Below are 23472 nucleotides of genomic sequence, written 5' to 3' on the forward strand. Positions count from 1 at the left end.
CAACCGCGCGAAAGACGCCGCTCGCGTGTTCAGCAGGAACCCGCCAACTTGTAAAGCCCGCTTCGTGCGGAAAAGGGTGGGGAAAGGTGCAGGATTCTGTTGCCAGGCTCCTGCGGGCCCCGCCTTACGCGGCTAAGCGCAAGGACTTAGGTTTCGATGTCATTACTGCTTACGCAGCAACAGCCATCGGAGCACGGTTGTCGTTTGCAACTGTACATTTCGGACCGATAACGGTGGTACCTCACCGAGCGAAAGCTGGCCCCTTTAGACGTTCGTCGATCCTGTTTCGACCCCATCCGCCCCAAACGAGGGAGTATTGGTGGAGTCGCCGGGTACCGCCCCCGGGTCCGATCCGCTTATTACGGGTGCGTTTATCGCCATAGTCCCGGCAAGCCGGAACACCCCTGATATAAGGCGCGGCACCGAGGGCCGCAAGGGCGGAACCTTGGCGGGTCCTTCCGGTTGCATTCCAAGGGAGGACCTCATGAAAACGCATGATGAAATCTGGAACGAATGGAAGGATCTGGTCAACATGACCCCTTCCGCCCTGAAGAAATGGCTTGAAACCGAGGAAAGCCGCAAGGTCGGCGACACGCGGGGAAACGGCGAAAGCACCGGCCACAAATCCGGCCACCGCATCATCGGCATCAAGGAAAAGAAGAAGGCCGATCTGAGCGAGGGCGACTGGGCGCACATGGCCAAGGTCATCGGCTATATCAAGCGCCACAAGGCGCAGGGCGGGCCGGGGAAGGATATGGAGCACAGCGACTGGCGGTATTCGCTGATGAATTGGGGCCACGATCCGAAATCGTGACCCCGAATGGCGTCAGAAGCCGGCTTTGATCTGCTCGAACGTCTCGACCATGCGGTCGCGCATCTGCGTGTCGATGGGCGTCTGGGCCAGCAGCGTGCCGTCAACCGCGCTCAGATGCGCGTTCTCGACATCCTCGGGGGCGATCATCGCCATGCCGGCGTCGTTGGTGTGGGCATAGCCGATATTGTCCACCAGCACCTGCGCCGATTCCGGGGCAAGCCAGGCGTTGATGAAGTCATAGGCCTTGTCTTCCGACCCCGGACCGTTCTTGAAGTTGACATAGCCGCAGAAGAAGGACGACGCGCCCTCGGTCGCCTCGCGGTTGAAGGCGACCGGATAGCCGTCGTTCTGCATCAGCGCGACGCCGTCGTTCCACGACCATGCGACCTGCACCTGACCGCCCGCCATCAGCTGCGTCAGTTCCGACGGATCGGCCCAATAAGCGACGACGTTCGGATGAACCTCGCGCAGCCAGTTGGCGGCTGCCTCGAACTGTTCCTCGTTCGCGTTGGTCCAGTCGGTCACGCCTGTCGCCAGATAGGCCAGCGCCCAGATGTCGTCCGTGTTGTCCGGCAGCGAGATGCGGCCCGCGTATTTCGGGTTCGCAAAGACCTGCACGCTGGCCACATCGTCGGCCGGGACGGTGTCGGGGTTATAGGCGATGGCGGTATAGGCATAATCGGTCGGGATGAACCAGACGCCCTCATCGTCGTGGAAAATCTCCGATTCCTTGAAGCGGTCGGAAATCTGGGCATAGACCGGGATGCGGCTGACATCCCACGGCTCGATCAGCCCCGCGTCGCGGTATTTCGACACCATCTGCGAGCAGGGGTGGCCGATATCGGCGCGGAAGCCCGACGCGACCTTCTGAAACGCCTCGTCATCGTCGCCGAACAGCGACCAGGTGGGCGCGTCGCCATGGGCATCGACATAACCCTGCACCAGTTCGGGAATCTCGAACCCTGCCCAGTCCAGCACGATCAGATCGGGATCGGCGGCGAATGCAGGGACGGCAATGGTCAATGCGGCGACAGAGCCGAGAAGGGATTTCAGGCGCATGGGCGGTCCTTTGAAAAGGTGATCGGCGGTAGCTAACCAACCGGGCGGCACCCAAGCAAGATGCGATGACGCCGCAAGGCGCACAAATCGGGCGGATGCGTAAATCGCAGGCGGTGGACGCCGCCTGCCGGGCTGCTAGTTTCGCACTCGGACAGCCGGAGGATGAGATGGCCCCCCAGACCGAAGCGCCGTTGATCCTGTGGTTCCGCCGCGATCTGCGCATCGCCGACAACCCGATGCTGACATGGGCCGCGCAGACGGGCCGCCCGCTGATTCCCGTCTTCGTGCATGAGGGGGGCTTGGGCACCGCGCCGGAATGGCGGCTGGGGCTGGCGGTCGAGAGTTTCGCCCAGCGGCTGGAGGGGCTGGGCAGCCGCCTGATCCTGCGCCGGGGCGATCCTGCCAAGGTGCTGGCGCAGCTTGCGGCCGAAACCGGGGGCGAGGTGCATTACGCGCGCCTGCACGCCTTTCCCGATCCCGGCGTGAAGGGAGAGGCGCATCCCGGCCACCTTCTGCGCGGCCCGGACAGCGTCGCGACCAAGACGGGCGGTTTCTACAAGGTCTTCACCCCGTTCTGGAACACCCTGCGCGATATGGGCGCGCCCGAGCCGATGCCCTCGCATCGAAAGCTGTTGGCGCCGAAGGCATGGCCCGAAAGCGAGGCGCTTGCCGATTGGAACATGGGCGCGGGGATGCGGCGTGGGGCGGCGGTGGTCGCGCGGCACGCGGTGGTCGGAGAACTGGCGGCGGCGAAACGCTTGCGTGATTTTCTGGACGGCGGCTTGGTCGATTATGAGGCGGGGCGCGACCGGCTGGACATGCGCGCGACCTCGGGCCTGTCCGAGAACCTGACCTATGGCGAGATCGGCCCGCGCACCGTTTGGCATGCGGCGCTGCATCACGAACGCGGACTGCCATTCATCCGCGAGTTGGCATGGCGCGAATTTGCACACCACCTGATGCACCACACTCCGCATCTGGCGACCCGGCATTGGCGCGACGGATGGGAGCGGTTTCCCTGGCGCCGCGACAATGCCGATGCCGAGGCGTGGCGGCGCGGCATGACCGGAGAGCCGGTGGTCGATGCCGCGATGCGCGAATTGTTCGTGACCGGTACGATGCACAACCGCGCGCGGATGATCGTCGCCAGCTACCTCACCAAGCATCTTTTGACCGATTGGCGCGTCGGGCAGGCGTGGTTCGAACAGACGCTGATCGACTGGGACCCGGCCTCGAACGCGCTGAACTGGCAATGGGTGGCGGGATCGGGGCCGGATGCCTCGCCCTATTTCCGCATCTTCAATCCCGCCTCGCAGGCGGAAAAATTCGACCCCAAGCGCGCCTATCAGGATCGCTGGCTGGCCGAGGGGCAGCGCAAACCGGGCCCAGACGCGCTGGCCTTCTTTGACGCGGTGCCTGTTTCGTGGAACCTTGCGCCCGATCAGATGCCGCCCGCGCCGCTGATCGGCCTTGCCGAAGGGCGAATGCGCGCGCTGGACGCCTATCAACGCAAGTAACGCTTGCCAGCGACATCTTCCGCGCCAGACTTTAATGCGGAGGATTGCCATGGTTCTGACAACGACAGACGGGCAAGCGGGCTTGCCGCGTTACTTCACAGCCGTGTTCGATGTGGCGCGGTCCATCCGCAGCGGTCGGCTGGATTTTGTGCTGCCGGACGGGCGCAGGTTTCGGGCGGAAGGCGCAGCGGCGGGCCCGGTGGCCGAAATCGAGGTCCACGATCCCGACATCTTCGCCCGTCTGATCCGTGAGGGGGATCTTGGCTTTTCCGAAGCCTATCTGGAGGGTGGGTGGTCCACGCCCGACCTTCAGGCCTTCATGGACCTGATCAATGCCGGGAACGACGACATCTATGACGGGTTTCCCGGCCTTGGCATGCTGCGCGCGTGGGAACGGGCGCGCCACTGGCTGCGATCCAACAGCCGCGCGCAGGCAAGGCGCAACATCGCCCATCACTATGACCTCGGGAACGACTTCTATCGGCTGTGGCTGGACGAGACGATGACCTATTCCTCGGCGCTGTTCCTGACGGGTCAGGAATCGCTGGAACAGGCGCAGCGGCAGAAATACGCGGCGCTGGTGGACCGGATGGGCGTCTCCCCCGGCGATCATGTGCTGGAGATCGGCTGCGGTTGGGGCGGTTTCGCGGAATATGCCGCCGCCGAACGTGGGCTGCGCGTGACCGGGCTGACCATCAGCCGCGCCCAGCACGATTACGCCGCCGCCCGCATCGCCCGCGCGGGGCTGGCTGACCTGGTGGACCTGCGCCTTCAGGATTACCGCGACGAGAAGGGCCGCTATGACGGCATCGCCTCGATCGAGATGTTCGAGGCGGTGGGCGAGCGGTATTGGCCCGCCTATTTCGCCACGTTGCGGGGGGCGTTGAACCCCGGTCGCAGCGCCGCGCTTCAGATCATCACCATTCAGGACCGGCGGTTCGAGCTTTACCGGCAGGGTGTCGATTTCATCCAGAAATACATCTTTCCCGGCGGGATGCTTCCCTCGCCCAGCGTTCTGCGGTCTGAAATCGCGCGGGCGGGGCTGGTGCTGACCGAAAGCGTCGAATTCGGCGAAAGCTATTCCCAGACCTTGCGGAGGTGGCACGAGACATTCAACGCCCGCTGGGACCGCATCGCCGGGATGGGTTTCGACGAACGGTTTCGGCGGATGTGGACCTTCTATCTGACCGCCTGTGCCGGATCGTTCCGGGCGGGAAATACCGACGTGACCCAGATCACCGTGCAGCGCCCCGCTTGATCCTTCCGCCGCGATGCAGCAACCATCGCCAAAAGCGACGGAGGCGGACATGGACGACATCATCGGCAAGGACCCGGAACGGCGCGCCTTTTTCGAGGCGGCGGGCGGGGATGTGGAACTGGCCGCCGACATCATGGCGCTTTACGGCCAACGCAGCCCCGAGCAGATCCGCGCGCGGCTGGAGCAGATGCGCGTCGCCGCAAGCAGCCGCGCCCGCGCCGTGCCCGCCCCGACCGAACTGCGCCACCATGCCTTGCCCGCCGAGGTGGAGGTTCTGCGCCGTCGCCAGCCCTATGCCCATTTCTTTGCGGTCGAGGAATACGATCTGCATTTCCGCCGCTTCGACGGCACGCAAAGCGATGCGATCAACCGCGCGGTCTTCGTGTCGGGCGATGCGGTGACGGTGCTGCCCTATGATCCGGTGCGCGACCGGGTGCTGCTGGTCGAACAGTTCCGCGCGGGGCCGTTCGGGCGCGGCGATGCGCAACCGTGGCAGCTGGAGGCCATCGCGGGCCGCATCGACGCCGGCGAGACGCCCGAACAGGCGGCGCGGCGCGAGGCGGTCGAGGAGGCGGGCCTGACGCTTGGCGATCTGCTGCATGTGTCCAGCTATTACCCCTCGCCGGGGGCCAAGACCGAGTTCATCTATTCCTATGTCGCGATCACCGATCTGCCCGATGGCGCGGCGGGGGTGTTCGGCGTCGAAGGCGAGGCCGAGGACATCCGCGGCCATCTGGTGCCGTTCGACGGGATGATGGATCTGGTGGCGAGCGGAGAGATCCAGAACTCCCCCCTGATCGTGACGGCACTGTGGCTGGCGCGCGAAAGGGCGCGGATCAGAGCATCCGGCTGAACACCCCGTCCCGCCGCAGCGCATGGCGCAAGGCGGCGGCGATGTGCAGCAGCACCAGCCCGATCACGGCGTAATGCGCGGCCCAGTGGACCCCTTTGGCGCGGTTCGCCAGCGCCTCGTTCTTTTCCATGACGATGCCGATGGCATTCAGGCTTTCCAGTGGAAAGCCGCCCGCCAACACGCGCAGGATGCCCGACACCGCCATGACGATGACCACCGCGTAAAGCAGCCAATGCGTCAGATGCGCGACGCCCGCCAGCGGGATGTTCAGCGGCGGCGGCGGATAGGCAAAGCGCAAGGCCAGACGTGTCAGCATCAGGGCCAGCACCAGAACGCCCGCGTTCTTGTGGAATGTGAAAAGTGCGTCGCTGATCGCGCTTTCGTTCTGCATCGCCAGACCTGCGGGGATCATGGCAAGGATCAGGATCGCGGTGGCCCAGTGCAGGGCCTTCTGGGCGGGGTGGTATCGGTCGCGCATGGCTGCCTCCCGCACTTGAGCTAGCGCGGGAGGCAGAAAAGTCAGGCGGGGATCTTCGCGTCCGACGAAAGGCTGGCGACGATGTCGTCCAGCGTGGCGGCTTCGGTGCGGGTCTCGCCCAGACGGCGAACCGAGACGGTGCGCGCGCCGACCTCCTGCATGCCGACGGCGAGGATGACCGGAACCTTGCCGACCGAATGTTCGCGGACCTTGTAGTTGATCTTTTCGTTCCGCAGGTCGGTCTCGGCCCGCACGCCCACGGCCTTTAGCGCCGCCGCAACCTCGCGCGCGTAATCGTCGGCATCTGACACGATGGCGGCGACGACCACCTGACGCGGGGCCAGCCAGAAGGGCAGCTTGCCGGCATAGTTCTCCAGCAGAATGCCGATGAACCGCTCGAACGAGCCAAGGATCGCGCGGTGCAGCATGTAGGGGCGGTGCTTCGCGCCATCCTCGCCGATGAACTGCGCGTCGAGGCGTTCGGGCAGGTTCGGGTCCACCTGGAACGTGCCGCACTGCCATTCGCGGCCGATCGCGTCGGTCAGCTTGAAGTCCAGCTTCGGGCCATAGAAGGCACCGTCGCCCTCGTTGATCTCGTAGGGCAGGCCCAGCTTCTCGATGGCGCCTTTCAGCGCGCCTTCGACCTTGTCCCACTGTTCGTCCGTGCCGATGCGGACATCGGGGCGGGTCGACAGCTTGATGTCGAACTTCTCGAAGCCCAGATCGCGGTAGACCTCGGACAGAAGCGCGATGAAGCTGGCGCATTCCTCCTCGATCTGATCCTCGGTGCAGAAGATATGGGCGTCGTCCTGCACGAAGCCGCGCACGCGCATCAGCCCGTGCATCGAACCGGACGACTCATACCGGTGGCACGACCCGAATTCCGCCAGACGCAGCGGCAGGTCGCGATAGGATTTCAGTCCTTGGTTATAGACCTGAACGTGGCAGGGGCAGTTCATCGGCTTCAGCGCATTGATGCGCTTTTCCTTCGCGCCTTCCTCGTCCACCTCCACGATGAACATGTTCTCGCGATAGGCTTCCCAGTGGCCCGATTTCTCCCACAACACGCGGTCCACGACCTGAGGGGTGCGGATTTCGCGGTAGCCGCCCTTGCGCTGTTTGCCGCGCATGTAGTCTTCCAGCGTGCGATAGACCTGCCAGCCGTTCGGATGCCAGAACACCATGCCGGGGGCTTCTTCCTGAATGTGGAACAGCTCCATCTCGCGGCCCAGCTTGCGGTGGTCGCGTTTGGCGGCCTCTTCCAGCATGGTCATGTGGGCCTTCAGATCCTCGCGGTTCTTGAAGGCCACGCCATAGATGCGTTGCAGCATGGGGCGGGTGGAATCCCCCAGCCAGTAGGCACCGGCGACCGTGGTCAGCTTGAACGCATCGGCGGGAAGCTGACCGGTCGATTGCAGGTGCGGGCCACGGCAGAGGTCCATCCAGGGGCCGTGCCAATACATGCGGATCGGCTCGTCGCCCGGAATGCGGTCCAGCAGTTCCACCTTGAACGGCTCGCCCGCCGCCTCGTAATGCGCGCGGACGCGGGCGCGGTCCCAGACTTCGGTCTTCACCGGCTCGCGGGCGTTGATGATCTGCTTCATCTTCGCTTCGATCTGGCCGAGGTCTTCGGGCGTGAACGGCTCTGCCCGGTCGAAGTCATAGAACCAGCCCTGATCGCGGACGGGGCCGATCGTGACCTTCACGTTCGGCCAAAGCTCCTGCACGGCGCGGGCCATGACATGGGCGAAATCGTGACGGATCAGCTCCAGCGCGGCGGCGTCGTCTTGCATGGTGTTGATCGCGATGGTCGCATCGGCGTCGATCGGCCATTGCAGATCGTAGTGCTTGCCATCGACCGTGGCCGAGATAGCCTTCTTGCCAAGGCTGGTGGAGATGGATGACGCCACTTCGCCGGGGGTCGTGCCCGCCGGAAAATCGCGCTTGTTGCCATCGGGAAAGGTGAGGGAAATCTGGGCCATGCCTTGGCTCTCCTCGTCGATTTGGCGCCCACGGAACGCCCGGTTGCGGGTTATGTCGGGGCCGTTTTGCGCGCCATGCGTGCCAAAGTCAACCACTGGCGGGACGCGGCGCGCCTTGCTATGCAAATGCAGAAAAAGGAGCCGCCATGACCGATTTCCTGACCACGCCCGAAGGTCGCCGCATCGCCTATCGCCTGACCTTGGGCGCGGGCGTGCCCGTGGTGTTCTGCGGCGGGATGCGGTCCGACATGGAGGGGACGAAGGCGCTGGCGCTGCAGGACTGGGCGGAGCGTGAGGGGCGGACCTTTCTGCGCTTCGATTATTCCGGGCATGGGCAGTCGTCGGGAACCTTTGTCGAGGGCGCGATCGGGGACTGGTTCGAGGATGCCCGCGCCGTGTTGTCGCTGGTGCCGGGGCCGGTCGTGCTGGTCGGGTCGAGCATGGGCGGCTGGGTGTCGCTTCTGCTTGCGCGGGCGATGCCCGAGCGGATCGCGGGCTTGGTCGGGATCGCCGCCGCGCCGGATTTCACCGAAGACCTGATGTGGGCCGGGTTCACCGAATCCCAGCGGGCCGAGGTGATGGCGGGCGCGCTGGCGCTGCCGTCCGAATACGGCGATGCGATGGTGATCTCGCGCCGCCTGATCGAGGAGGGGCGTGATCGGCTGGTCCTGCGCGCGCCCTTGCCATTGCCGTTCCCGGTTCGCCTTTTGCAGGGCACGGCAGATGCCGACGTGCCGCAGGAAGTGGCGCTGCGTCTTCTGGCCCATGCGGATGCGGATGACATCCGCCTGACGCTGGTCAAGGGCGCGGATCACCGCTTCTCTGACCCCGACTGCCTGTCGCTGATGATTGCCGCCGTGGAGGATGTTCTGGATGCGTAGCCTTTTGTGGCTGTGCCTGTTGGCCGGCGTGCTGGCCTTTGCGTGGTTTCTTGCCCCGCGCGAGGTGGTGGATCGCACCATCAGCTTCGATCCCGCCTCGATCCCGAACGACATCGACGGCTGGCTGGCGGGCCGCGAAGGCGCGGTGTCCGATCTGCGCCCCGATGATGCCAAAGAGATCGTCTGGTCCGGCACGACGGGGCAAAGCACGAAATATTCCATCGTCTATCTGCACGGCTTCTCTGCCAGCAAATGGGAGATACGTCCCGTTCCCGACCGCGTGGCGCAGGGGCTGAAGGCGAACCTTTATTTCCCGCGCCTGTCGGGGCATGGGCGGTCGGGTGCGGCGATGGCCGAACCCGCCGCGGGCGACTGGGTCGAGGATCTGGCCGAAGCCATCGCCATCGGGCGGCGGCTGGGAGAGCGGGTGATCCTTGTCGGCACATCCACCGGCGCGACGCTGGCGGCGCTGGCTGCGACCGATCCGAAACTGTCCGAGGGGCTGGCGGGGGTGGTTCTGATCTCGCCCAACTTCGCGCTGAACAACCGCATGGCGTGGATGCTGGAGCTTCCCTATGCCCGGCGCTGGCTGCCGATGATCGCGGGGGGCGAACGGTCGTTCCAGCCGGTCAACGAAGACCATGCGAAACACTGGACCATGCGTTATCCCACGGTGTCGGTGATCCCGATGGTCACGCTGATGGATCACGTCCGCCGGATCGACCTGGGCACCGCGCATGTGCCCGCGCTGTTCGTCTGGTCGCCCGAGGATCGCGTGATCGACCCCCGCGCGGTCGAGGCGGCAGCCGCCGAGTGGGGCGGCCCGGTCACGCTCGATCAGGTGACGCTGGAGGAGGGCGATGATCCGATGCGCCATGTGATTGCGGGGCGCATCCTGTCGCCCGCGCGAACGGATGGGGTGGCGGATGCGATCCTGAACTGGGCGCAACGGCTTCCCTGAAATCGATTGCATTGCAGTCAAGCGCCGCTAATCTTCCGCCCAACCATAGGAGGATGGAACGATGGGCGGGTTTTCGATGAAGCGTCGTGGGTTCATGACGGCGGCTGCGGGCAGCGGCGCGTTTCTGGCGACGGGGTGGATGCCCGCGCTGGCACAGACGGGCAGCATCGCGCCAGCCAACGCTGCGGACGGCTTCGGCTTCACGCCGGGCGGCCTGATCCCGCCGGAACGGATCGGCGTGCAGCTTTTCACCGTGCGCGCGCTGATGGCAGAGGCGTCGCTGGGGCTGGAGGATACGCTTTCGGTTCTGGCCGATGCCGGGATCGCGCAGATCGAGATCGGCGGCGACTTCCTTGGCCGCACCCCCGCCGAATTCCGCAAGCTGGTCGAGGATCGGGGGATGCGCGTTGCGTCGAACCATTTCGGCCCGCGCACCATGGACGGCGAGAACCCGTGGTATTCCGAGGAAGGCCGCGCGCAGTGCTTTGCCACCGCGAAGGAACTGGGCCTCGATCACTGCGGCACGGCGCATTATTACAACGTGCCGCTGACGGTCGAAGGGTTCACCGAGTTTGCCGCCAACATGAACATCTGGGGCGAACATGCGCGCGCGAACGGGCTGAAATTCTTCTTCCACAACCACAATGGCGAATTCACCCGGTTCGACGGCAAGCCGATCTATGACATCCTGCTGGAGCAGACGGACCCCGAACTGGTCGCGTTCGAATTCGACATTGGCTGGGCGGCGGCAGCGGGCGAGGATGCGGCGGCGCTGGTCCGCACCCATCAGGCGCGGTTCCCCTATTTCCACGTCAAGGATCTGAACTGGGCCGAAGACGGCAACCGCACCGGGCGGATCGACACGCTGGCTGGGGAAAAGAAGTTCGACTTCGCCGATGTCGGCAAGGGCGAGATCGACTGGACGGCGGTGTTTGCCGGGCTGGACGATCCCTCGCAGCACCTGTTCTTCATCGAACATGACGATGCGGGCCGGACCGTGCCGGAAGAAGGGTTCCCGAAGGCCGCCAACCCGGCAGGTGCCGCGAATACCATCTGGACCGGGCGCAAGCATATCGCCGGGCTGTCCGCCTGATCGGGATGGGGCGCGGCTGATGCGCGCCCCAAGCCGTTACTGCAAACGGGCCGCGTGTTTTTCCAGCGCGGCCTGTGCGCAAGCTTCGTCAAGGTTGCCGCCCGGCGCGCCGCCGACGCCGATCGCGCCGATCGTGGCCTCGCCCACCTTCACCGGAACGCCGCCCGCCAGCACCAGAAAGCCGGGAATGTCCTCCAGCCCCGCCGCGCCGGGGTTTTCCTGCACCGTCTGTGCCATGCCGCTGGTCGGGTTGCGCGAAGAAGCCGAGGTGAAGGCCTTGGCCGTGGCGGCATTCGCGGCATGTGCGCCGGCGTTTTCGGCCCGCACCAGCGCCAGAAGCACGCCCGAACGGTCGGTCACGGCAGCGGCGACGTTGTAATTGTCGGCAGCACAGGCCGCGACGGCGTCTTGCGCCAGATCGACCGCCAGTGCGGTGCCCAGGCTTTGCTGCGTGACGAGATCATCGGCGAATGCCGGAATGGCGCAAAGCGTCCCCAGCATTGGAAGCAGGAAATGTTTCATATTCAGCCCCATGGAAGATCCAAGGGTCAGCCTATGCCTGTTGCCGCATGCCGTCCATGATTCAGACCAGACGGCCCCAAAGGTCGTATTCGCCGGATTCCTCGACCTCCACCGTCACCATGTCGCCGGGTTTCAGGTGTTCGAACCCTTCGTCGATGAACAGGTTGCCGTCGATTTCCGGCGCATCGGCCTTGGTGCGGCAGGTGGCGCCTTCGTCATCGACCTCGTCCACGATGACCTGCTGGATCGTGCCGACCTTGGCGGCCAGCTTGGCTTCGGAAATCGCCTGCGATTTTTCCATGAAGCGTTCCCAGCGGTCCTGCTTCACCTCATCCGGGACGTGGTTCGGCAGATCGTTCGACCGCGCACCCGCGACGTTTTCGTATTGGAAGCAGCCGACGCGGTCCAGTTGCGCCTCGTCCAGCCAATCGAGCAGGGTCTGGAACTCCTCCTCCGTCTCGCCCGGGTAGCCGACGATGAAGGTGGACCGCAGGGTGATGTCGGGGCAGGCGGCGCGCCATGCGGCGATCTCGTCCAGCGTTTTCGCGGCAGCGGCGGGGCGGGCCATGCGTTTCAGCACGTCCGGGTGCGCGTGCTGGAACGGGATGTCGAGGTAGGGCAGCACCAGCCCCTCGGCCATCAGCGGGATCAGGTTGCGGACATGGGGGTAGGGGTAGACGTAATGCAGCCGCACCCATGCGCCGAGTTTGCCCAATTCGCGCGACAGGTCGGTGATGTGGGCGCGAACCTCGTCACCCTTCCACGCGCCGAAATCGTGCTTGCGGTCGACGCCATAGGCCGAGGTGTCCTGCGAAATCACCAGCAATTCGCGCACACCGGCATCGACCAGCTTCTCGGCCTCGCGCAGAACGGCGTGGACGGGGCGGCTGACCAGTTTGCCGCGCATGTCGGGGATGATGCAGAACTTGCACTTGTGATTGCAGCCTTCGGAAATCTTCAGATAGCTGTAATGGCGCGGCGTCAGCGACACGCTTTGCGCCGGCAGCAGGTCCACGAACGGATCGGGCGAGGGCGGCACAGCCTTGTGAACCGCATCCAGCACCGCCTCGTATTGATGCGGGCCGGTGACGGCCATGACCTTGGGATGCGCGCCGGTGATGTATTCAGGCTCTGCGCCCAGACAGCCGGTGACCAGCACCTTGCCGTTCTCGCGCAGCGCCTCGCCGATGGCATCAAGCGATTCCGCCTTGGCCGAATCCAGAAAGCCGCAGGTGTTCACGATGACCGCATCCGCGCCTTTGTAGTCGGGGCTGATCGCATATCCTTCGGCCCGCAGGCGGGTCAGGATGCGTTCGCTGTCCACCAGCGCCTTGGGACAGCCAAGGCTGACCATGCCGATCGTCGGCTGCCCCTCGCGGCGGGGGGCATCGAGCACCATCTTGGGTGCCAGGTCGGGGCGGAGGTTCGGCGGGTTCTGGGTCATCGCGCGCATATAGAGGTGAATCGCCTTGCGCGGAAGGGGCTATGGCAACAGGGCAGCGTTGCGCAGCGCGGCAAGGTCGGCGCTGCCGGTGCAGAAACAGGCGGTGCGAAGCTGGCCTTCAAAGGTGGCGAACACCTCGATCACCGCCTCGGGGCTTTGGGTGGCGGCGGGCAGGATCGCGGCGGCATAGCCGACAAGGTCCGCGCCCAGCCGGATCGCACGGGCCGCGTCCAGCCCGTCCGCGATGCCGCCCGATCCGATGATGGGCGTGGCGGGACAGGCGGCGCGAGCCTCGGCGATGGCGAGGCTTGTGGGGATGCCCCAATCGCCGAACGCCTCGGCCACGGCGCGCTGGCGGGGGGTGGCGGCGCGTTCCGCCTCGACCAGCGCCCAGCTGGTGCCGCCCGCGCCCGCCACGTCGATGGCGGTGACGCCGCGATCCGCCAGTGCCCGCGCAACATCGCCGGAAATGCCTGCGCCGACTTCCTTGACCACCACCGGAACGGCTTCCGCCAGTGCACCGATCCGGTCCAGCAGCCCGCGCCAGTCGCGGTCGCCCTCGGGCTGAAGCGCCTCTTGCAGCGGGTTCAGGTGGACGATCACCGCATCCGCGCCGATCTGGTCCATCGCGCGGCGGGCATGGTCCGGGCCGTAACCCCGGTTCAGCTGCGCCGCGCCGAAATTGGCAAGGATCGGGACCGACGGGGCCAGCGCCCGCAGCCCTGCGTCCAGCCCGCCCGCCTCGCCGCCCTCCAGCGCCACGCGCTGCGATCCGACGGCCAGCGGGATCGTCAGCGCCTCGCAGGCCAGCGCGAGGTTGCGGTTGATCGTCGCGGCCTGACCCGTGCCGCCGGTCATCGAACTGACCATGAAGGGCAGGGCGATCCGGCGGCCAAGAAACCGCGTGGACAGGTCGATGGCACCGAAATCCAGCTCGGGCAGGGCGACATGGCGAAAACGCACCGCGTCCAGCCCCGTCCGCCCGTCACCCGAGCCACGCCCCTCCAGCACGATGTTCAGATGCTGGGCCTTGCGCGTGCTGATCATGAGGCTTTCCGGATTTGACTTGGGCGGCGTTCCCTCCAGATAGACGAAAAGACCCCCACGGCAAACGGAAGCGATCGCTACCCGATGAACATGACGCCGGAACTCTGCCCGCCGCAGGATCATGCGGTGCGTTTCAAGACCTTTCGCCGCGCGTTGGAGGATCGGATGCGTCTGCATCTGCATGTGCCGGATGCGCCCGCGCGCCTGATGGCGGCATCGCAGGACGCGATGACCTCGGGCAAGCGGATGCGGCCGTTCCTGCTGCATCTGGTGGCGGGCGATGCGCGAGATGCTGTGCTGGACGCGGGCTGCGCGGTGGAAATGGTGCATTCGGCGTCGCTGATACTGGATGATCTGCCCTGCATGGACGATGCCGCGCTGCGCCGGGGGCGACCTGCGACACATGTGGCCTTTGGGCAGGCGACGGCGATCCTCGGCTCGGTCGGGCTGCTCAATCAGGCGTTCGCGCTGGTGGGCGGGTTGCCCGCGACGGATGCGCAGCGGATCGAACTGGTGGGTGCCCTGTCGCGAGCCGTCGGGTGGGGCGGGCTGGTCGCGGGGCAGGAGTTGGACGTGAACGGGTTCGATCCTGCCGACCGCCCGGCGAACCGCTGCGACAGCGCGATCCGCCGCATCGATCAGGTCAACCGGATGAAGACGGGGGTGCTGCTGGTCGCCTCGGTCGAGATGGGGGCGATTCTGGCCGGGCTGTCCACCGCCCGCCGCGCGGCCCTGCGCCGCTTTGCCGAGGATCTGGGGCAGGCGTTCCAGATCGCGGATGATCTGCTGGACGTGACCAAGACGCCCGAGGAGGCCGGCAAGGACACCGGCAAGGATGAGGGCAAGACGAATTTCGTCGCCGAACTGGGCGCGGCGCGGGCGCAGAAACGCTGCCTCGACCTGCTGCTTCGGGCGGGCCATGCGCTGGACGCCTCGGGGATCGACCCTGCGCCGTTCCAGTGGATGATCGCGCAGGTGTTCGATCCGGCGGTGCTGGCGGCACGGGCGGCGCGATGATCGCGGTTCTGGTCGTCATCGCCACCGTCGCCTTCATGGAATGGGTCGCATGGGCGGCGCATAAATATATCATGCACGGCTGGGGCTGGGGCTGGCACAAGTCGCATCACGAGGAGCGCCACGGGGCGTTCGAGATGAACGACCTTTACGCCGTCGTCTTCGCCGTCATCGCGATCGGGATGTTTGCGGCGGGTGAATGGTGGTGGCGTCCGGCGACATGGGTTGCCATCGGGGTGACGCTTTACGGCGTTCTGTATTTCGTGGCGCATGACGGGCTGGTGCATAAACGCTGGCCGTTCACCTATATCCCGCGCAAGGGTTACGCCAAGCGGCTGTATCAGGCCCACCGCCTGCACCACGCGGTCGAGGGGAAGGAGGGCTGCGTGTCCTTCGGCTTCATCTATGCCAAACCCGTGAAGGATCTGGTGAAGGAGCTGGACCACAACCGCAAGATCGACCGCGCCGCGCTGGACGAGGTTCAGGACGGGCGCTGATACAGCCCCGTGCGCGGGATGTTCGGCTTGGGTCTTGCGACGTCCCATGCGGCCGCGGCGAACAGCAGCGCCTTTTCGGGTTTCGTGGTGGAGACGCGGGTGGCCCACTGATCCGGCCCCTTGCGCAGCTTGACCCCGATGGCGCGGTAAACCCGCCGTGCCGCCGCAATGGCCAGTGCCGACCGGGGCGGCAATGCGGCCATGCCGACCATCGCGCTGTCGTAATAGACCTCGGCCATATCCAGCAGTTCCAGCGCCATCCGGTGCAGTTCTGGCCACTGGTCGCGGTGGCCCGTGACCTGCATCATGGTGGGCAGATAGACGCGGCCCGCCTGCGCATCCTCGATCACATCGCGGGAGATGTTGGTCAGTTGCATCGCGATGCCAAGGTCCGAGGCGCGGTCCAGAATGCGCGGATCGCTGACGCCCATGATCTGCGCCATCATCACGCCGACGACCCCCGCGACGTGATAGCAGTAGTCCAGCAGGTCGTCGGTCGTGCGATACTGCCGCTCCTCCACATCCATCGCGAACCCGTCCAGAAGCTGGTGCGGATAGATGGCAGGGATGTTTCGGCGGGCGCAGACGCGGGCCAGCGCCTCGAATACCGGACCCTCGGGGTTGCCTGCCAGCGCCGCATCCGTTTGGCGGCGCAGTTCGGCCAGACGCTGGACCTGACCCGTCCGAAAGTCGGCGGCCTGTTCGCGTCCGCCCTCCTGCCCGTCGATCACATCGTCGCAATGGCGGCACCAGGCATAGAGCATCACGCAATCGTCGCGCGTCTCGCGGTCGAAGATGCGGGCGGCGGCGGCGAAGCTTTTGGAGCCCTTGGCGATGGACTCCTCGGAGTTTGCAACGACCTCATCCATGGATCATCAGCCCCGCCGTTGCCTCGGCGCTGCCCACGACGCCGGGGATGCCCGCGCCGGGATGGGTGCCTGCACCGACGATATACATATTGGACAGCCGGTCGTCGCGGTTATGCGGGCGGAACCACGCGCTTTGGGTCAGGATCGGTTCGATCGAAAAGGCCGATCCGTGATGGGCGTTCAACTGATCGCGAAAGTCGAAGGGCGTGAAGTGCCGCACAGTCGCCAGATCGCGGCGCAGGTTCGGGATATACCGCGCCTCCAGATAGTCCAGAATCCGGTCGCGATAGGCGGGGCCAGCCACGTCCCAGTCGATATCCGCCGTTCCCAGATGCGGCACGGGCGACAGGACGTAATAGGCGCTGTCGCCTTCGGGCGCGAGACTGTCATCCGTCACCGACGGCGCGTGCAGGTAAAGCGAGAAGTCGTCCGCAAGCCCGTCCGTCTTGAAGACGTCGCGGATCAGCTCGCGATAGCGCGGACCGAACAGGACCATGTGATGCTTCAGATCCGGGCGTTTGCCGCGCAGGCCGAAATAGACGACGAACAGCGACATGGAATGCCGCTTTGCCGCCAGCTTCCTGCCCTTCGGATCGCCCAGAAGCTTGTCATAGGTGTGAACCACGTCGGCATTGCTCGCGACCATGTCGAAGGCCGTCGTCACGCCGCCCACCGTCACGCCCGTCGCCTGCCCGCCCGAGGTTTCGATCCGGTCCACCTCGGCATTCATCACCACCCGTCCGCCCAGATCCTCCAGCAGCCGCACCATTCCTGCGACCAGCGCTCCGGTGCCGCCCTTGGCGAACCACACGCCGCCCTGCCGTTCCAGCGCGTGGATCAGGGCATAGATCGACGACGTCTCGAACGGGTTGCCCCCGACCAGCAGGGTGTGGAAGCTGAACGCCTGACGAAGCTGGTCGTCCTTGATGAACTTCGCCACCATCGAATAGACGCTGCGCCAGCTTTGCAGGCGGGCAAGCTGCGGCGCGGCCTTTATCATCGACCGGAAATGGAGGAAGGGGACGGTGCCCAGCTTCTCGTATCCTTCGGCATAGACATCGCGGGAATAGGCGAGGAAGCGGCGGTAGCCATCCACATCCGCGGGCGATTTCGCGGCGATCTGGCGGTCGATGGCCGCCTGATCGTCGGCGTAATCGAAGCGGAAGCCATCCTCCCAGCACAGCTGATAGAAGGGCGCGACGGGCAGGAGGGTCACGTAATCCTCCATCCGGCGGCCCGACAACGTCCACAGCTTGCGCAGGCAGTCCGGGTCCGTGATGACCGTCGGCCCTGCGTCGAAGATGAAACCGTCATCGTGATAGACATAGGCCCGCCCGCCCGGCTTGTCGCGCTTTTCGAAGACGGTGGTGGCGATGCCCGCGCTTTGCAGGCGGATGGCAAGGGCAAGACCGCCAAGGCCAGCGCCGATCACGGCGGCGGTGCGTTCAGGCATTCTGTCTCCGTTCGGGAAGGGCGCGGATGGCGCGAAGGATGGGCACGGGCGGCTTGCCGATCAGGATGCGGGCCATGTCGGCCTGCGTGGTGTTCCCGGCATAGAATCGTTCGATCAGCGTCTCGGGCAGGCGATAGAATCGCTCCAGCACGCGCCAACGCTCGGTGGGGTCGGCGGCGCGGAACAGCATCCGGGTCAGCAGGCGATAGAAGGGGCGGTCGCGGGCGATGGCATCCTCGCGCAGGGCCGCGCCGAGATTGCCCTGCCAATGCTGCGCAATGATGTTCGCGCTGCGCACCGCGTCGGGCAGGGAATAGCCGGTGACGGGATGGAACCGCGCCGCACGCATCCCGATGCGCGGGACTTCTGCCCCCCGCCAGAAGGCCGCCGCGTCGAAGGACAGCGCGATGGGCAGCGCGCCCGTCTCCTCGCGCAGGGTTTCGCGGATCTGCCAGCCCTGGGCGGCGGCATAGGCGGCGACGCCCTCGCGCAGCCCCTCCAACCCCGGTGTGTCCGCGTATCGCGTGTCCTCGATCAGCAACCGGGTCGGAGAGAAGGGCAGCAGATAGACGAAACGGTAACCCCCTTCCTGCGCCACGGTCGCGTCCATGATGACGGGCAGGGTCAGGCCGTGCGGGGCGGTAAGCTCTACCTCTAGCCCAAGGAACTTCTGGAACCCGATCTCCAGCGCCGGGTGGGGGGCGAAGCCGCGCGCGTCGATCACGCATTGCGCGTCGATCCGCTGGCCCGCGATGACGTGGTCGGGCGCGATATGCGTGGCCTTGGCGCGAAGGACGTTCGGCGCGGGCAGGCTTTCGGGCGTGATCGTCGCGTATCCCGCGCGCAGCGTGCGGCGGTGGCCGGGAAAGCGGACCTCTTGCCCCGGCCATTCATGCGCGATGGCGGGCGAGAGCCAGCGGCGATCCTGCCCGGTGATGTCATGTTCGTGGAACGACCACGTATGGTTCGCGGGCGGCGAGGGATCGACCATCAGCACGCGCGGCGGTTTCGGCACGGCAGCAAGCCGCAGCGCCGCGATACGTGCCGCCAGTCCAGCCCCTACGAAAACGATATCCGCCTGCATGGGGCAGGACTTAGGTGGCGCCGCATCAAAGGCGAGAGCCTTCGCCCTCGAATCGGAAGATTGCGAGGCTGCGTTCCTCCTCGTCCACGATCAGGCGGCGGTTGATCGGCGCCTGCGCGCGCGATGCGCAGTTGGGCCGTTCGCACAGATAGCAGTTCAGGCCGATTTCCGTCGGCTGGGCGCGGTCCATGTTCAACTGGTCGGCATAGACCAGACGCGGGGCATAGGCGATGTCGCAGCCAAGCCCGATGGCCAGCTTCTGACCCGGGCTGCCATAGGTGCCGCCCATCCGCTGGATCGCCCGCGCGACGGAGATATAGCTGGCCCCGTCCGGCATGCGGATCACCTGCGTGCGGATCTGGTCGGGCGTCTCGAACGCCGCATGGATGTTCCACAGCGGGCATGTGCCGCCGAATTTGGAAAACGGAAACCGCCCCGCGCTGAAGCGTTTCGACACGTTCCCCGCCCGATCCACGCGCACGAAGAAGAATGGCACCCCTCGCGCATCGGGGCGTTGCAGCGTGGTCATCCGGTGGGCGATCTGTTCGAGGCTGCATCCGAAGCGGTGGCTCAGAAGTTCGATGTCGTAACGCGCGCTCTCGCAGGCGGCGAGGAAGCGGCGATAGGGCATCAGCAGGGCGGCGGCGAAGTAATTGGCAAGGCTGGTGCGGACCAGCGCCGCCGCTGCGCCCTCCAGCCCCGATCCGCCCATGACGGCGGCGATGGTCTCGTGCTGTTCCAGCCGCGCCAGAAGCACCGCGATCTGGAACCGGCGGCTGCTTTGCCCCAGCAGCTCCGACAGCAGCAATTCCCGACGATGCGGGACATAGCGGCGAAGCTGGCCGGCCAGAACCTCGGCCGGAAGGATGCGGGCGCGGATGCCGTGGCGGGCCAGCCGTTCGGTCAGCGCGACATGCGGCTCGCCCCGATGCAGCAACATGTCCTCGGCCATCGCCTCGGCGGCGCGGTCCAGCGCGTCGATGTAGTTGCTGCGGTCGTAATACCAGCTTCGCACCGCCTCGACCGGGCGCTGGCCCTGTTCCAGAACCTCCACCTTCTCGCGGTCCTGCACCCCGCTGTCGGCGCGCAGGGCCAGATCGCGATAACGGTCGTGCAGGCGGACCAGTGCGGCGGCGATATTCGGTGCGGCGTGCAGGGCCTGTTCGATCTCTGACCGCCCTACGCTCGCCTCCAGCGCCGGGTCCTTCAGCGCGGCGGCAAGGTCGGTCGCAAGCTGGGCATCGCTGCCGGGGGCGAGTTCGGAGACGTTCAGGTCATAGACCGCCGCCAGCCGCATCAGAAGCCGGGCGCTGGCGGGTCGCTGGTTCGCCTCGATCAGTGTGATGTAGCTGGCAGAGACGTCCAGCTCCGCCGCCATCTGCGCCTGGGTCAGCCCCAGCGACTGGCGCAACGACCGCAGGCGCGGGCCGATGATCAGCTTCTCCTCTCGCATGACAAACCTTACCGAAATCCCCCAAACGCATGACAAGCGTGACAGCATGACCCTTTCTGTCAAGGAAATTATCGCGCCCGCAGCATGACCTTACTAACCTTACATCATGAGGAAGGAGGACTTGCGATGTCCCTAGATTTCATTCCGATCGCCACCGCCCAGCGCCTTGTGGTGCTCCGCCAGGTGCCGGGGCAGGACCGGGTTCTGACCCCTGCCGCGCTGGGGTTCCTGACCGAGCTTCAGACCCGGTTCGGGCACAAGCTGCATGCGCTGATGGTCGCCCGCGACCGGCGGCAGGAACGTTTCGACCGGGGCGAGATGCCCGATTATCTTGCCGACACGACGGATACCCGCAAGGGTATCTGGACCGCCGCGCCGATGCCGCCCGTCCTGCTGGACCGCCGCGCTGAAATCGTCGGTCCGCTGGCTCGCGATGCGATGGAGGCGGCGCTGGGGTCCGGCGCGCGGGTCTTCGTCGCGGATCAGGAGGATCGCACCTCGCACAGCTTCACCGCCGTGATCGCGGGCCACGCGAACCTGCTGGACCATCGCGACGGGCCGCTGGATCAGGTGGGGCCGGAGCCAGCGCTGCTGATCCTGCGCCCCCGCGCCCTGCACGGGACCGAAGCGAACGTGATGATCGGCGGCCACGGCATGTCGGCGGCGCTGTTCGACTTCGGGCTCGACATCTTTCACAACGGGCGGGCGCTGGCGGCGACGGGGCGTGGGCCTTTCTATGAACTCGCCAAGCTGGAGAGCCACCGCGAGGCGCGGTTCTGGAACGAGGTGTTCCTGTTCGCCGAGGATCGCGTCGGGCTTGCCCACGGCACCATCAAGGCGACCGTCTGCATCGAGAGCCTGAACGCCGCGTACGAGATGGACGAGATCGTTTGGGAATTGCGCGACCACATCGCCGCCATGTCGCTGAACCGCGCGAACTACACCGCCAGCTATATCCGCGCGATGCGGCGCCATGCGGACCGCACCCTGCCGGGCAACACGCCGCATGACCGCGCCTTCCTTGCGACCTGCGCCGCGCGTCTGGTCAAGGTCTGCCACCGCCGCGGCATCCTTGCTATCGGCGAGGGCGAGCCGGAGCACGAGGTCCGCATCGGCTTCGACGGCAGCCGGGGCGATCCGGTCATGACGATGGCGGTCTTCGCCGAGGAGATGACCGGCCCCAACCAGATGCGCGTGCCGCGTCAGGGCTGGCGGATCGAGCCGGAGATGCTGATCCAACCCCATAAGGGCGATGCGACGCAGGCCATGCTGGAGGCCGAGATCGCCATTGCCATCGCCGAGGTCGCCGCATGGCTGTCGGGCCGCCCCGCGCGGATGGATCTGGCCGACCTTGCCCGGATGCGCATCTGGCAATGGCGGCAGCACGGGGCCGAGGTGGACGGGATGCGCCTGACCACAGACCGGCTGGCCGAGGCGATCCAGGCCGAGGTGGTGGAGTTGCTGGCCACGCACGGCGCGCATGGCTTCCACCGTGGTCACTTCGCCCCCGCCGCCCGCCTGCTGCACGAAGCCGTCATGGGCACCGCCCCCGAACCTGCCGCCATTCCCGCCTATCCCGTTCTGAACGCAGTCGATTGAGAGGACAGTATGAGCTATTCGCAAATCCGCGCCGAAGTGACCGCCCGTTACCCGAACGGCGCACCGGGGGGCGTTTCGGTGGACGACATCGTCCAGGTGAAGATGCAGAACACCTTCAGCACGCATCTGGACATCGCCCGCGCCATGGCAAAGGTGATGCGCGCCGACATGGCCGCCTATGACGCCGACCCGTCGCAGTTCACGCAATCCCTTGGCTGCTGGTCGGGGTTCCATGCCCAGCAGATGATCAAGTCGGTGAAGCGTCTGCGTGGCACGACCAAGGGGGCCTATGTCTATCTGTCCGGCTGGATGGTGGCGGGCCTTCGCAACCGCTGGGGCCATCTGCCCGACCAGTCGATGCACGAGAAGACGGCGGTGGTCGAATTGGTGCAGGAGATCTACACCTCGCTTCGGCAGGCGGACGAGGTGGCACTGAACGATCTGTTCCGCGCGCTGGCTGCGGCGCAGGACGATGTGGCGCGCGGGAAGGCGATCGCCGCCATCGACGGGTTCGAATCCCACGTCGTGCCGATCATCGCCGATATCGACGCGGGTTTTGGCAATGAACACGCGACCTATCTGCTGGCGAAGGAACTCATCAAGGCGGGGGCCTGCTGTCTTCAGATCGAGAATCAGGTCTCGGACGCCAAGCAATGCGGGCATCAGGACGGCAAGGTGACGGTCCCGCGCGAGGACTTCATCGAAAAGCTTCGCGCCTGCCGTCTGGCCTTCGAGGAGTTGGGCGTGGATGATGGTGTGATCGTCGCGCGGACCGACAGCCTTGGCGCGGGGCTGACGCAGAAATTGCCGGTCAGCGCGGCGGCGGGGGACCATGCCGCCGAGTACCTGAAATGGGTGGAGGTCGAGGATGGCAGCTTTGCCGAAGGCGAGGTCGCGATCATGCGTGACGGGCGGCTGCAAAAACCGATCCGGCTGGCGAACGGGTTGTTCCGCTTCAAGGACGGCTCGGGCCGGGCGCGTGTGATCGAGGATTGCATCGCATCCCTGCGCGACGGCGGCGCGGATATGGTCTGGATCGAGACCGACACCCCCAACGTGGCCGAGATCGCGTCGATGGTGAACGAGATTCGCGCGGTCGTGCCGAAGGCGAAGCTGACCTATAACAACTCGCCGTCGTTCAACTGGACGCTGAACCTGCGCAATCAGGTGCGGGCGGAATGGCTGTCCTCGGGGCGGATTTCGGAGGCGGACTATCCCGGATCGCTGATGTCCGCCGAATATGACACGACCGAGCTGGGGCAGGAGGCGGATGCGCGGCTGGCGCGGTTCCAGACCGACATCTCGGCCAAGGCGGGGGTGTTCCACAACCTGATCACGCTGCCGACCTTCCACCTGACCGCCAAATCGGTGGACGAGTTGTCGCGCGGGTATTTCGGCGACGACAAGATGCTGGCCTATGTCGCCACCGTCCAGCGCGAGGAGATCCGGCGCGGGATTTCCGCGGTGAAGCACCAGCACGAGGTGGGATCGGACCTTGGCGATACGTTCAAGGAGATGGTCGGGGGCGAGCGGGCGCTGAAGGCCGGGGGCCATGCGAACACGATGAACCAGTTCGCCGCCGAATAAGACAAAA

At 65.9% G+C, this 23472-nt stretch carries 21 protein-coding genes and 1 other RNA gene; 11 read left to right on the plus strand and 11 right to left on the minus strand.

Annotated features, from left to right (window positions below; translation table 11 throughout):
• Positions 1 to 85: 85 nt before the first annotated feature.
• Positions 86 to 439: a transfer-messenger RNA gene (gene ssrA, locus E2K76_RS08225) on the minus strand.
• Positions 440 to 484: 45 nt separating this feature from the next.
• On the opposite strand from ssrA, the gene E2K76_RS08230 reads away from it, so the two are divergent.
• Positions 485 to 814: a DUF3140 domain-containing protein gene (locus tag E2K76_RS08230; RefSeq protein ID WP_136683821.1), complete on the plus strand. Its 330-nt coding sequence runs from the start codon at positions 485 to 487 to the stop codon at positions 812 to 814.
• Positions 815 to 826: 12 nt separating this feature from the next.
• Here the strand turns inward: E2K76_RS08230 and E2K76_RS08235 are convergent, their stop codons facing one another.
• Entirely contained in the window at positions 827 to 1873 is a 1047-nt protein-coding gene (locus tag E2K76_RS08235) for an extracellular solute-binding protein (protein WP_136683822.1), read from the minus strand.
• 167 nt (positions 1874 to 2040) lie between these two features.
• On the opposite strand from E2K76_RS08235, the gene E2K76_RS08240 reads away from it, so the two are divergent.
• From E2K76_RS08240 to E2K76_RS08250, 3 genes are read left to right on the plus strand one after another with little or no spacing between them, the layout of a single operon-like run.
• Positions 2041 to 3390 (plus strand): cryptochrome/photolyase family protein, encoded by a 1350-nt coding sequence (locus E2K76_RS08240; protein ID WP_136683823.1) that lies wholly within the window; start codon positions 2041 to 2043, stop codon positions 3388 to 3390.
• Positions 3391 to 3439: 49 nt separating this feature from the next.
• Positions 3440 to 4648 carry an SAM-dependent methyltransferase gene (locus E2K76_RS08245; RefSeq protein ID WP_136683824.1) on the plus strand — a complete coding sequence of 403 codons (1209 nt, stop codon included), beginning with the start codon at positions 3440 to 3442 and terminating at the stop codon, positions 4646 to 4648.
• Between the two features lie 49 nt (positions 4649 to 4697).
• The gene (locus E2K76_RS08250; protein WP_281280713.1) at positions 4698 to 5501 is read left to right on the plus strand and encodes an NUDIX domain-containing protein; all 804 of its coding nucleotides are present in this window, start codon (positions 4698 to 4700) and stop codon (positions 5499 to 5501) included.
• Here E2K76_RS08250 and E2K76_RS08255 read toward each other — a convergent pair.
• Complete coding sequence (locus E2K76_RS08255; protein WP_136683826.1) at positions 5485 to 5979, minus strand: cytochrome b; 495 nt, start codon at positions 5977 to 5979, stop codon at positions 5485 to 5487. The two genes, E2K76_RS08250 and E2K76_RS08255, sit on opposite strands and share 17 nt — an antisense overlap.
• Positions 5980 to 6020: 41 nt before the next feature.
• Entirely contained in the window at positions 6021 to 7961 is a 1941-nt protein-coding gene (gene thrS, locus E2K76_RS08260; protein ID WP_136683827.1) for a threonine--tRNA ligase, read from the minus strand.
• A 146-nt stretch (positions 7962 to 8107) separates the two neighbouring features.
• On the opposite strand from thrS, the gene E2K76_RS08265 reads away from it, so the two are divergent.
• The 3 genes from E2K76_RS08265 (at position 8108) to E2K76_RS08275 (ending at position 10896) form a co-directional block, all read left to right on the plus strand.
• Positions 8108 to 8842 (plus strand): alpha/beta fold hydrolase, encoded by a 735-nt coding sequence (locus E2K76_RS08265; RefSeq protein WP_136683828.1) that lies wholly within the window; start codon positions 8108 to 8110, stop codon positions 8840 to 8842.
• Complete coding sequence (locus tag E2K76_RS08270; RefSeq protein WP_136683829.1) at positions 8835 to 9803, plus strand: alpha/beta hydrolase; 969 nt, start codon at positions 8835 to 8837, stop codon at positions 9801 to 9803. The genes E2K76_RS08265 and E2K76_RS08270 overlap by 8 nt, the downstream gene beginning before the upstream one ends.
• Before the next feature lie 61 nt (positions 9804 to 9864).
• Entirely contained in the window at positions 9865 to 10896 is a 1032-nt protein-coding gene (locus tag E2K76_RS08275) for a sugar phosphate isomerase/epimerase family protein (protein WP_136683830.1), read from the plus strand.
• A 36-nt stretch (positions 10897 to 10932) separates the two neighbouring features.
• On the opposite strand, the gene E2K76_RS08280 is transcribed toward E2K76_RS08275, so the two are convergent.
• The 3 genes from E2K76_RS08280 to fni all read right to left on the minus strand — a co-directional run bounded on the left by E2K76_RS08280 (position 10933) and on the right by fni (position 13909).
• Positions 10933 to 11418 carry a GlcG/HbpS family heme-binding protein gene (locus E2K76_RS08280; RefSeq protein WP_136683831.1) on the minus strand — a complete coding sequence of 162 codons (486 nt, stop codon included), beginning with the start codon at positions 11416 to 11418 and terminating at the stop codon, positions 10933 to 10935.
• A gap of 61 nt (positions 11419 to 11479) precedes the next feature.
• Positions 11480 to 12871: a 30S ribosomal protein S12 methylthiotransferase RimO gene (rimO, locus tag E2K76_RS08285; RefSeq protein WP_181952892.1), complete on the minus strand. Its 1392-nt coding sequence runs from the start codon at positions 12869 to 12871 to the stop codon at positions 11480 to 11482.
• A 30-nt stretch (positions 12872 to 12901) separates the two neighbouring features.
• The gene (gene fni, locus E2K76_RS08290) at positions 12902 to 13909 is read right to left on the minus strand and encodes a type 2 isopentenyl-diphosphate Delta-isomerase (RefSeq protein ID WP_136683832.1); all 1008 of its coding nucleotides are present in this window, start codon (positions 13907 to 13909) and stop codon (positions 12902 to 12904) included.
• 126 nt (positions 13910 to 14035) lie between these two features.
• Between fni and E2K76_RS08295 the strand changes: the two genes are divergently transcribed.
• Together E2K76_RS08295 and E2K76_RS08300 are read left to right on the plus strand one after the other, a co-directional pair.
• A complete protein-coding gene (locus E2K76_RS08295) occupies positions 14036 to 14926 on the plus strand; it encodes a polyprenyl synthetase family protein (protein WP_220432184.1) in 891 nt (296 codons plus the stop codon).
• On the plus strand, positions 14923 to 15420 hold the full coding sequence (locus E2K76_RS08300; RefSeq protein WP_136683834.1) for a sterol desaturase family protein: 498 nt from the start codon (positions 14923 to 14925) through the stop codon (positions 15418 to 15420). Before E2K76_RS08295 ends, E2K76_RS08300 begins: the two co-directional genes overlap by 4 nt.
• On the opposite strand, the gene E2K76_RS08305 is transcribed toward E2K76_RS08300, so the two are convergent.
• From E2K76_RS08305 to E2K76_RS08320, 4 genes are read right to left on the minus strand one after another with little or no spacing between them, the layout of a single operon-like run.
• Positions 15405 to 16289 carry a phytoene/squalene synthase family protein gene (locus tag E2K76_RS08305; protein WP_136683835.1) on the minus strand — a complete coding sequence of 295 codons (885 nt, stop codon included), beginning with the start codon at positions 16287 to 16289 and terminating at the stop codon, positions 15405 to 15407. The two genes, E2K76_RS08300 and E2K76_RS08305, sit on opposite strands and share 16 nt — an antisense overlap.
• On the minus strand, positions 16282 to 17742 hold the full coding sequence (locus tag E2K76_RS08310; protein ID WP_136683836.1) for a phytoene desaturase: 1461 nt from the start codon (positions 17740 to 17742) through the stop codon (positions 16282 to 16284). The genes E2K76_RS08305 and E2K76_RS08310 overlap by 8 nt, the downstream gene beginning before the upstream one ends.
• Positions 17735 to 18826 carry a lycopene beta-cyclase CrtY gene (gene crtY / locus E2K76_RS08315; RefSeq protein WP_136683837.1) on the minus strand — a complete coding sequence of 364 codons (1092 nt, stop codon included), beginning with the start codon at positions 18824 to 18826 and terminating at the stop codon, positions 17735 to 17737. Before crtY ends, E2K76_RS08310 begins: the two co-directional genes overlap by 8 nt.
• Before the next feature lie 25 nt (positions 18827 to 18851).
• A complete protein-coding gene (locus tag E2K76_RS08320) occupies positions 18852 to 20279 on the minus strand; it encodes a helix-turn-helix domain-containing protein (protein ID WP_136683838.1) in 1428 nt (475 codons plus the stop codon).
• Between the two features lie 126 nt (positions 20280 to 20405).
• On the opposite strand from E2K76_RS08320, the gene E2K76_RS08325 reads away from it, so the two are divergent.
• Together E2K76_RS08325 and E2K76_RS08330 are read left to right on the plus strand one after the other, a co-directional pair.
• Positions 20406 to 21878 (plus strand): malate synthase A, encoded by a 1473-nt coding sequence (locus E2K76_RS08325; protein WP_136683839.1) that lies wholly within the window; start codon positions 20406 to 20408, stop codon positions 21876 to 21878.
• A 9-nt stretch (positions 21879 to 21887) separates the two neighbouring features.
• Positions 21888 to 23465 carry an isocitrate lyase gene (locus E2K76_RS08330; RefSeq protein ID WP_136683840.1) on the plus strand — a complete coding sequence of 526 codons (1578 nt, stop codon included), beginning with the start codon at positions 21888 to 21890 and terminating at the stop codon, positions 23463 to 23465.
• Positions 23466 to 23472 lie beyond the last annotated feature (7 nt).

This window comes from Falsirhodobacter xinxiangensis (assembly GCF_004959935.1).
Taxonomy (GTDB): Bacteria; Pseudomonadota; Alphaproteobacteria; order Rhodobacterales; family Rhodobacteraceae; genus Falsirhodobacter; species Falsirhodobacter xinxiangensis.

What these genes read in the sequence shown, in the direction of transcription:
- E2K76_RS08230 (WP_136683821.1), top strand. Translation starts at nt 485, where the DNA reads ATGAAAACGCATGATGAAATCTGGAACGAATGGAAGGATCTGGTCAAC.
- E2K76_RS08235 (WP_136683822.1), bottom strand. Translation starts at nt 1,873, where the DNA reads ATGCGCCTGAAATCCCTTCTCGGCTCTGTCGCCGCATTGACCATTGCC.
- E2K76_RS08240 (WP_136683823.1), top strand. Translation starts at nt 2,041, where the DNA reads ATGGCCCCCCAGACCGAAGCGCCGTTGATCCTGTGGTTCCGCCGCGAT.
- E2K76_RS08245 (WP_136683824.1), top strand. Translation starts at nt 3,440, where the DNA reads ATGGTTCTGACAACGACAGACGGGCAAGCGGGCTTGCCGCGTTACTTC.
- E2K76_RS08250 (WP_281280713.1), top strand. Translation starts at nt 4,698, where the DNA reads ATGGACGACATCATCGGCAAGGACCCGGAACGGCGCGCCTTTTTCGAG.
- E2K76_RS08255 (WP_136683826.1), bottom strand. Translation starts at nt 5,979, where the DNA reads ATGCGCGACCGATACCACCCCGCCCAGAAGGCCCTGCACTGGGCCACC.
- thrS (WP_136683827.1), bottom strand. Translation starts at nt 7,961, where the DNA reads ATGGCCCAGATTTCCCTCACCTTTCCCGATGGCAACAAGCGCGATTTT.
- E2K76_RS08265 (WP_136683828.1), top strand. Translation starts at nt 8,108, where the DNA reads ATGACCGATTTCCTGACCACGCCCGAAGGTCGCCGCATCGCCTATCGC.
- E2K76_RS08270 (WP_136683829.1), top strand. Translation starts at nt 8,835, where the DNA reads ATGCGTAGCCTTTTGTGGCTGTGCCTGTTGGCCGGCGTGCTGGCCTTT.
- E2K76_RS08275 (WP_136683830.1), top strand. Translation starts at nt 9,865, where the DNA reads ATGGGCGGGTTTTCGATGAAGCGTCGTGGGTTCATGACGGCGGCTGCG.
- E2K76_RS08280 (WP_136683831.1), bottom strand. Translation starts at nt 11,418, where the DNA reads ATGAAACATTTCCTGCTTCCAATGCTGGGGACGCTTTGCGCCATTCCG.
- rimO (WP_181952892.1), bottom strand. Translation starts at nt 12,871, where the DNA reads ATGCGCGCGATGACCCAGAACCCGCCGAACCTCCGCCCCGACCTGGCA.
- fni (WP_136683832.1), bottom strand. Translation starts at nt 13,909, where the DNA reads ATGATCAGCACGCGCAAGGCCCAGCATCTGAACATCGTGCTGGAGGGG.
- E2K76_RS08300 (WP_136683834.1), top strand. Translation starts at nt 14,923, where the DNA reads ATGATCGCGGTTCTGGTCGTCATCGCCACCGTCGCCTTCATGGAATGG.
- E2K76_RS08305 (WP_136683835.1), bottom strand. Translation starts at nt 16,289, where the DNA reads ATGGATGAGGTCGTTGCAAACTCCGAGGAGTCCATCGCCAAGGGCTCC.
- E2K76_RS08310 (WP_136683836.1), bottom strand. Translation starts at nt 17,742, where the DNA reads ATGCCTGAACGCACCGCCGCCGTGATCGGCGCTGGCCTTGGCGGTCTT.
- crtY (WP_136683837.1), bottom strand. Translation starts at nt 18,826, where the DNA reads ATGCAGGCGGATATCGTTTTCGTAGGGGCTGGACTGGCGGCACGTATC.
- E2K76_RS08320 (WP_136683838.1), bottom strand. Translation starts at nt 20,279, where the DNA reads ATGCGAGAGGAGAAGCTGATCATCGGCCCGCGCCTGCGGTCGTTGCGC.
- E2K76_RS08325 (WP_136683839.1), top strand. Translation starts at nt 20,406, where the DNA reads ATGTCCCTAGATTTCATTCCGATCGCCACCGCCCAGCGCCTTGTGGTG.
- E2K76_RS08330 (WP_136683840.1), top strand. Translation starts at nt 21,888, where the DNA reads ATGAGCTATTCGCAAATCCGCGCCGAAGTGACCGCCCGTTACCCGAAC.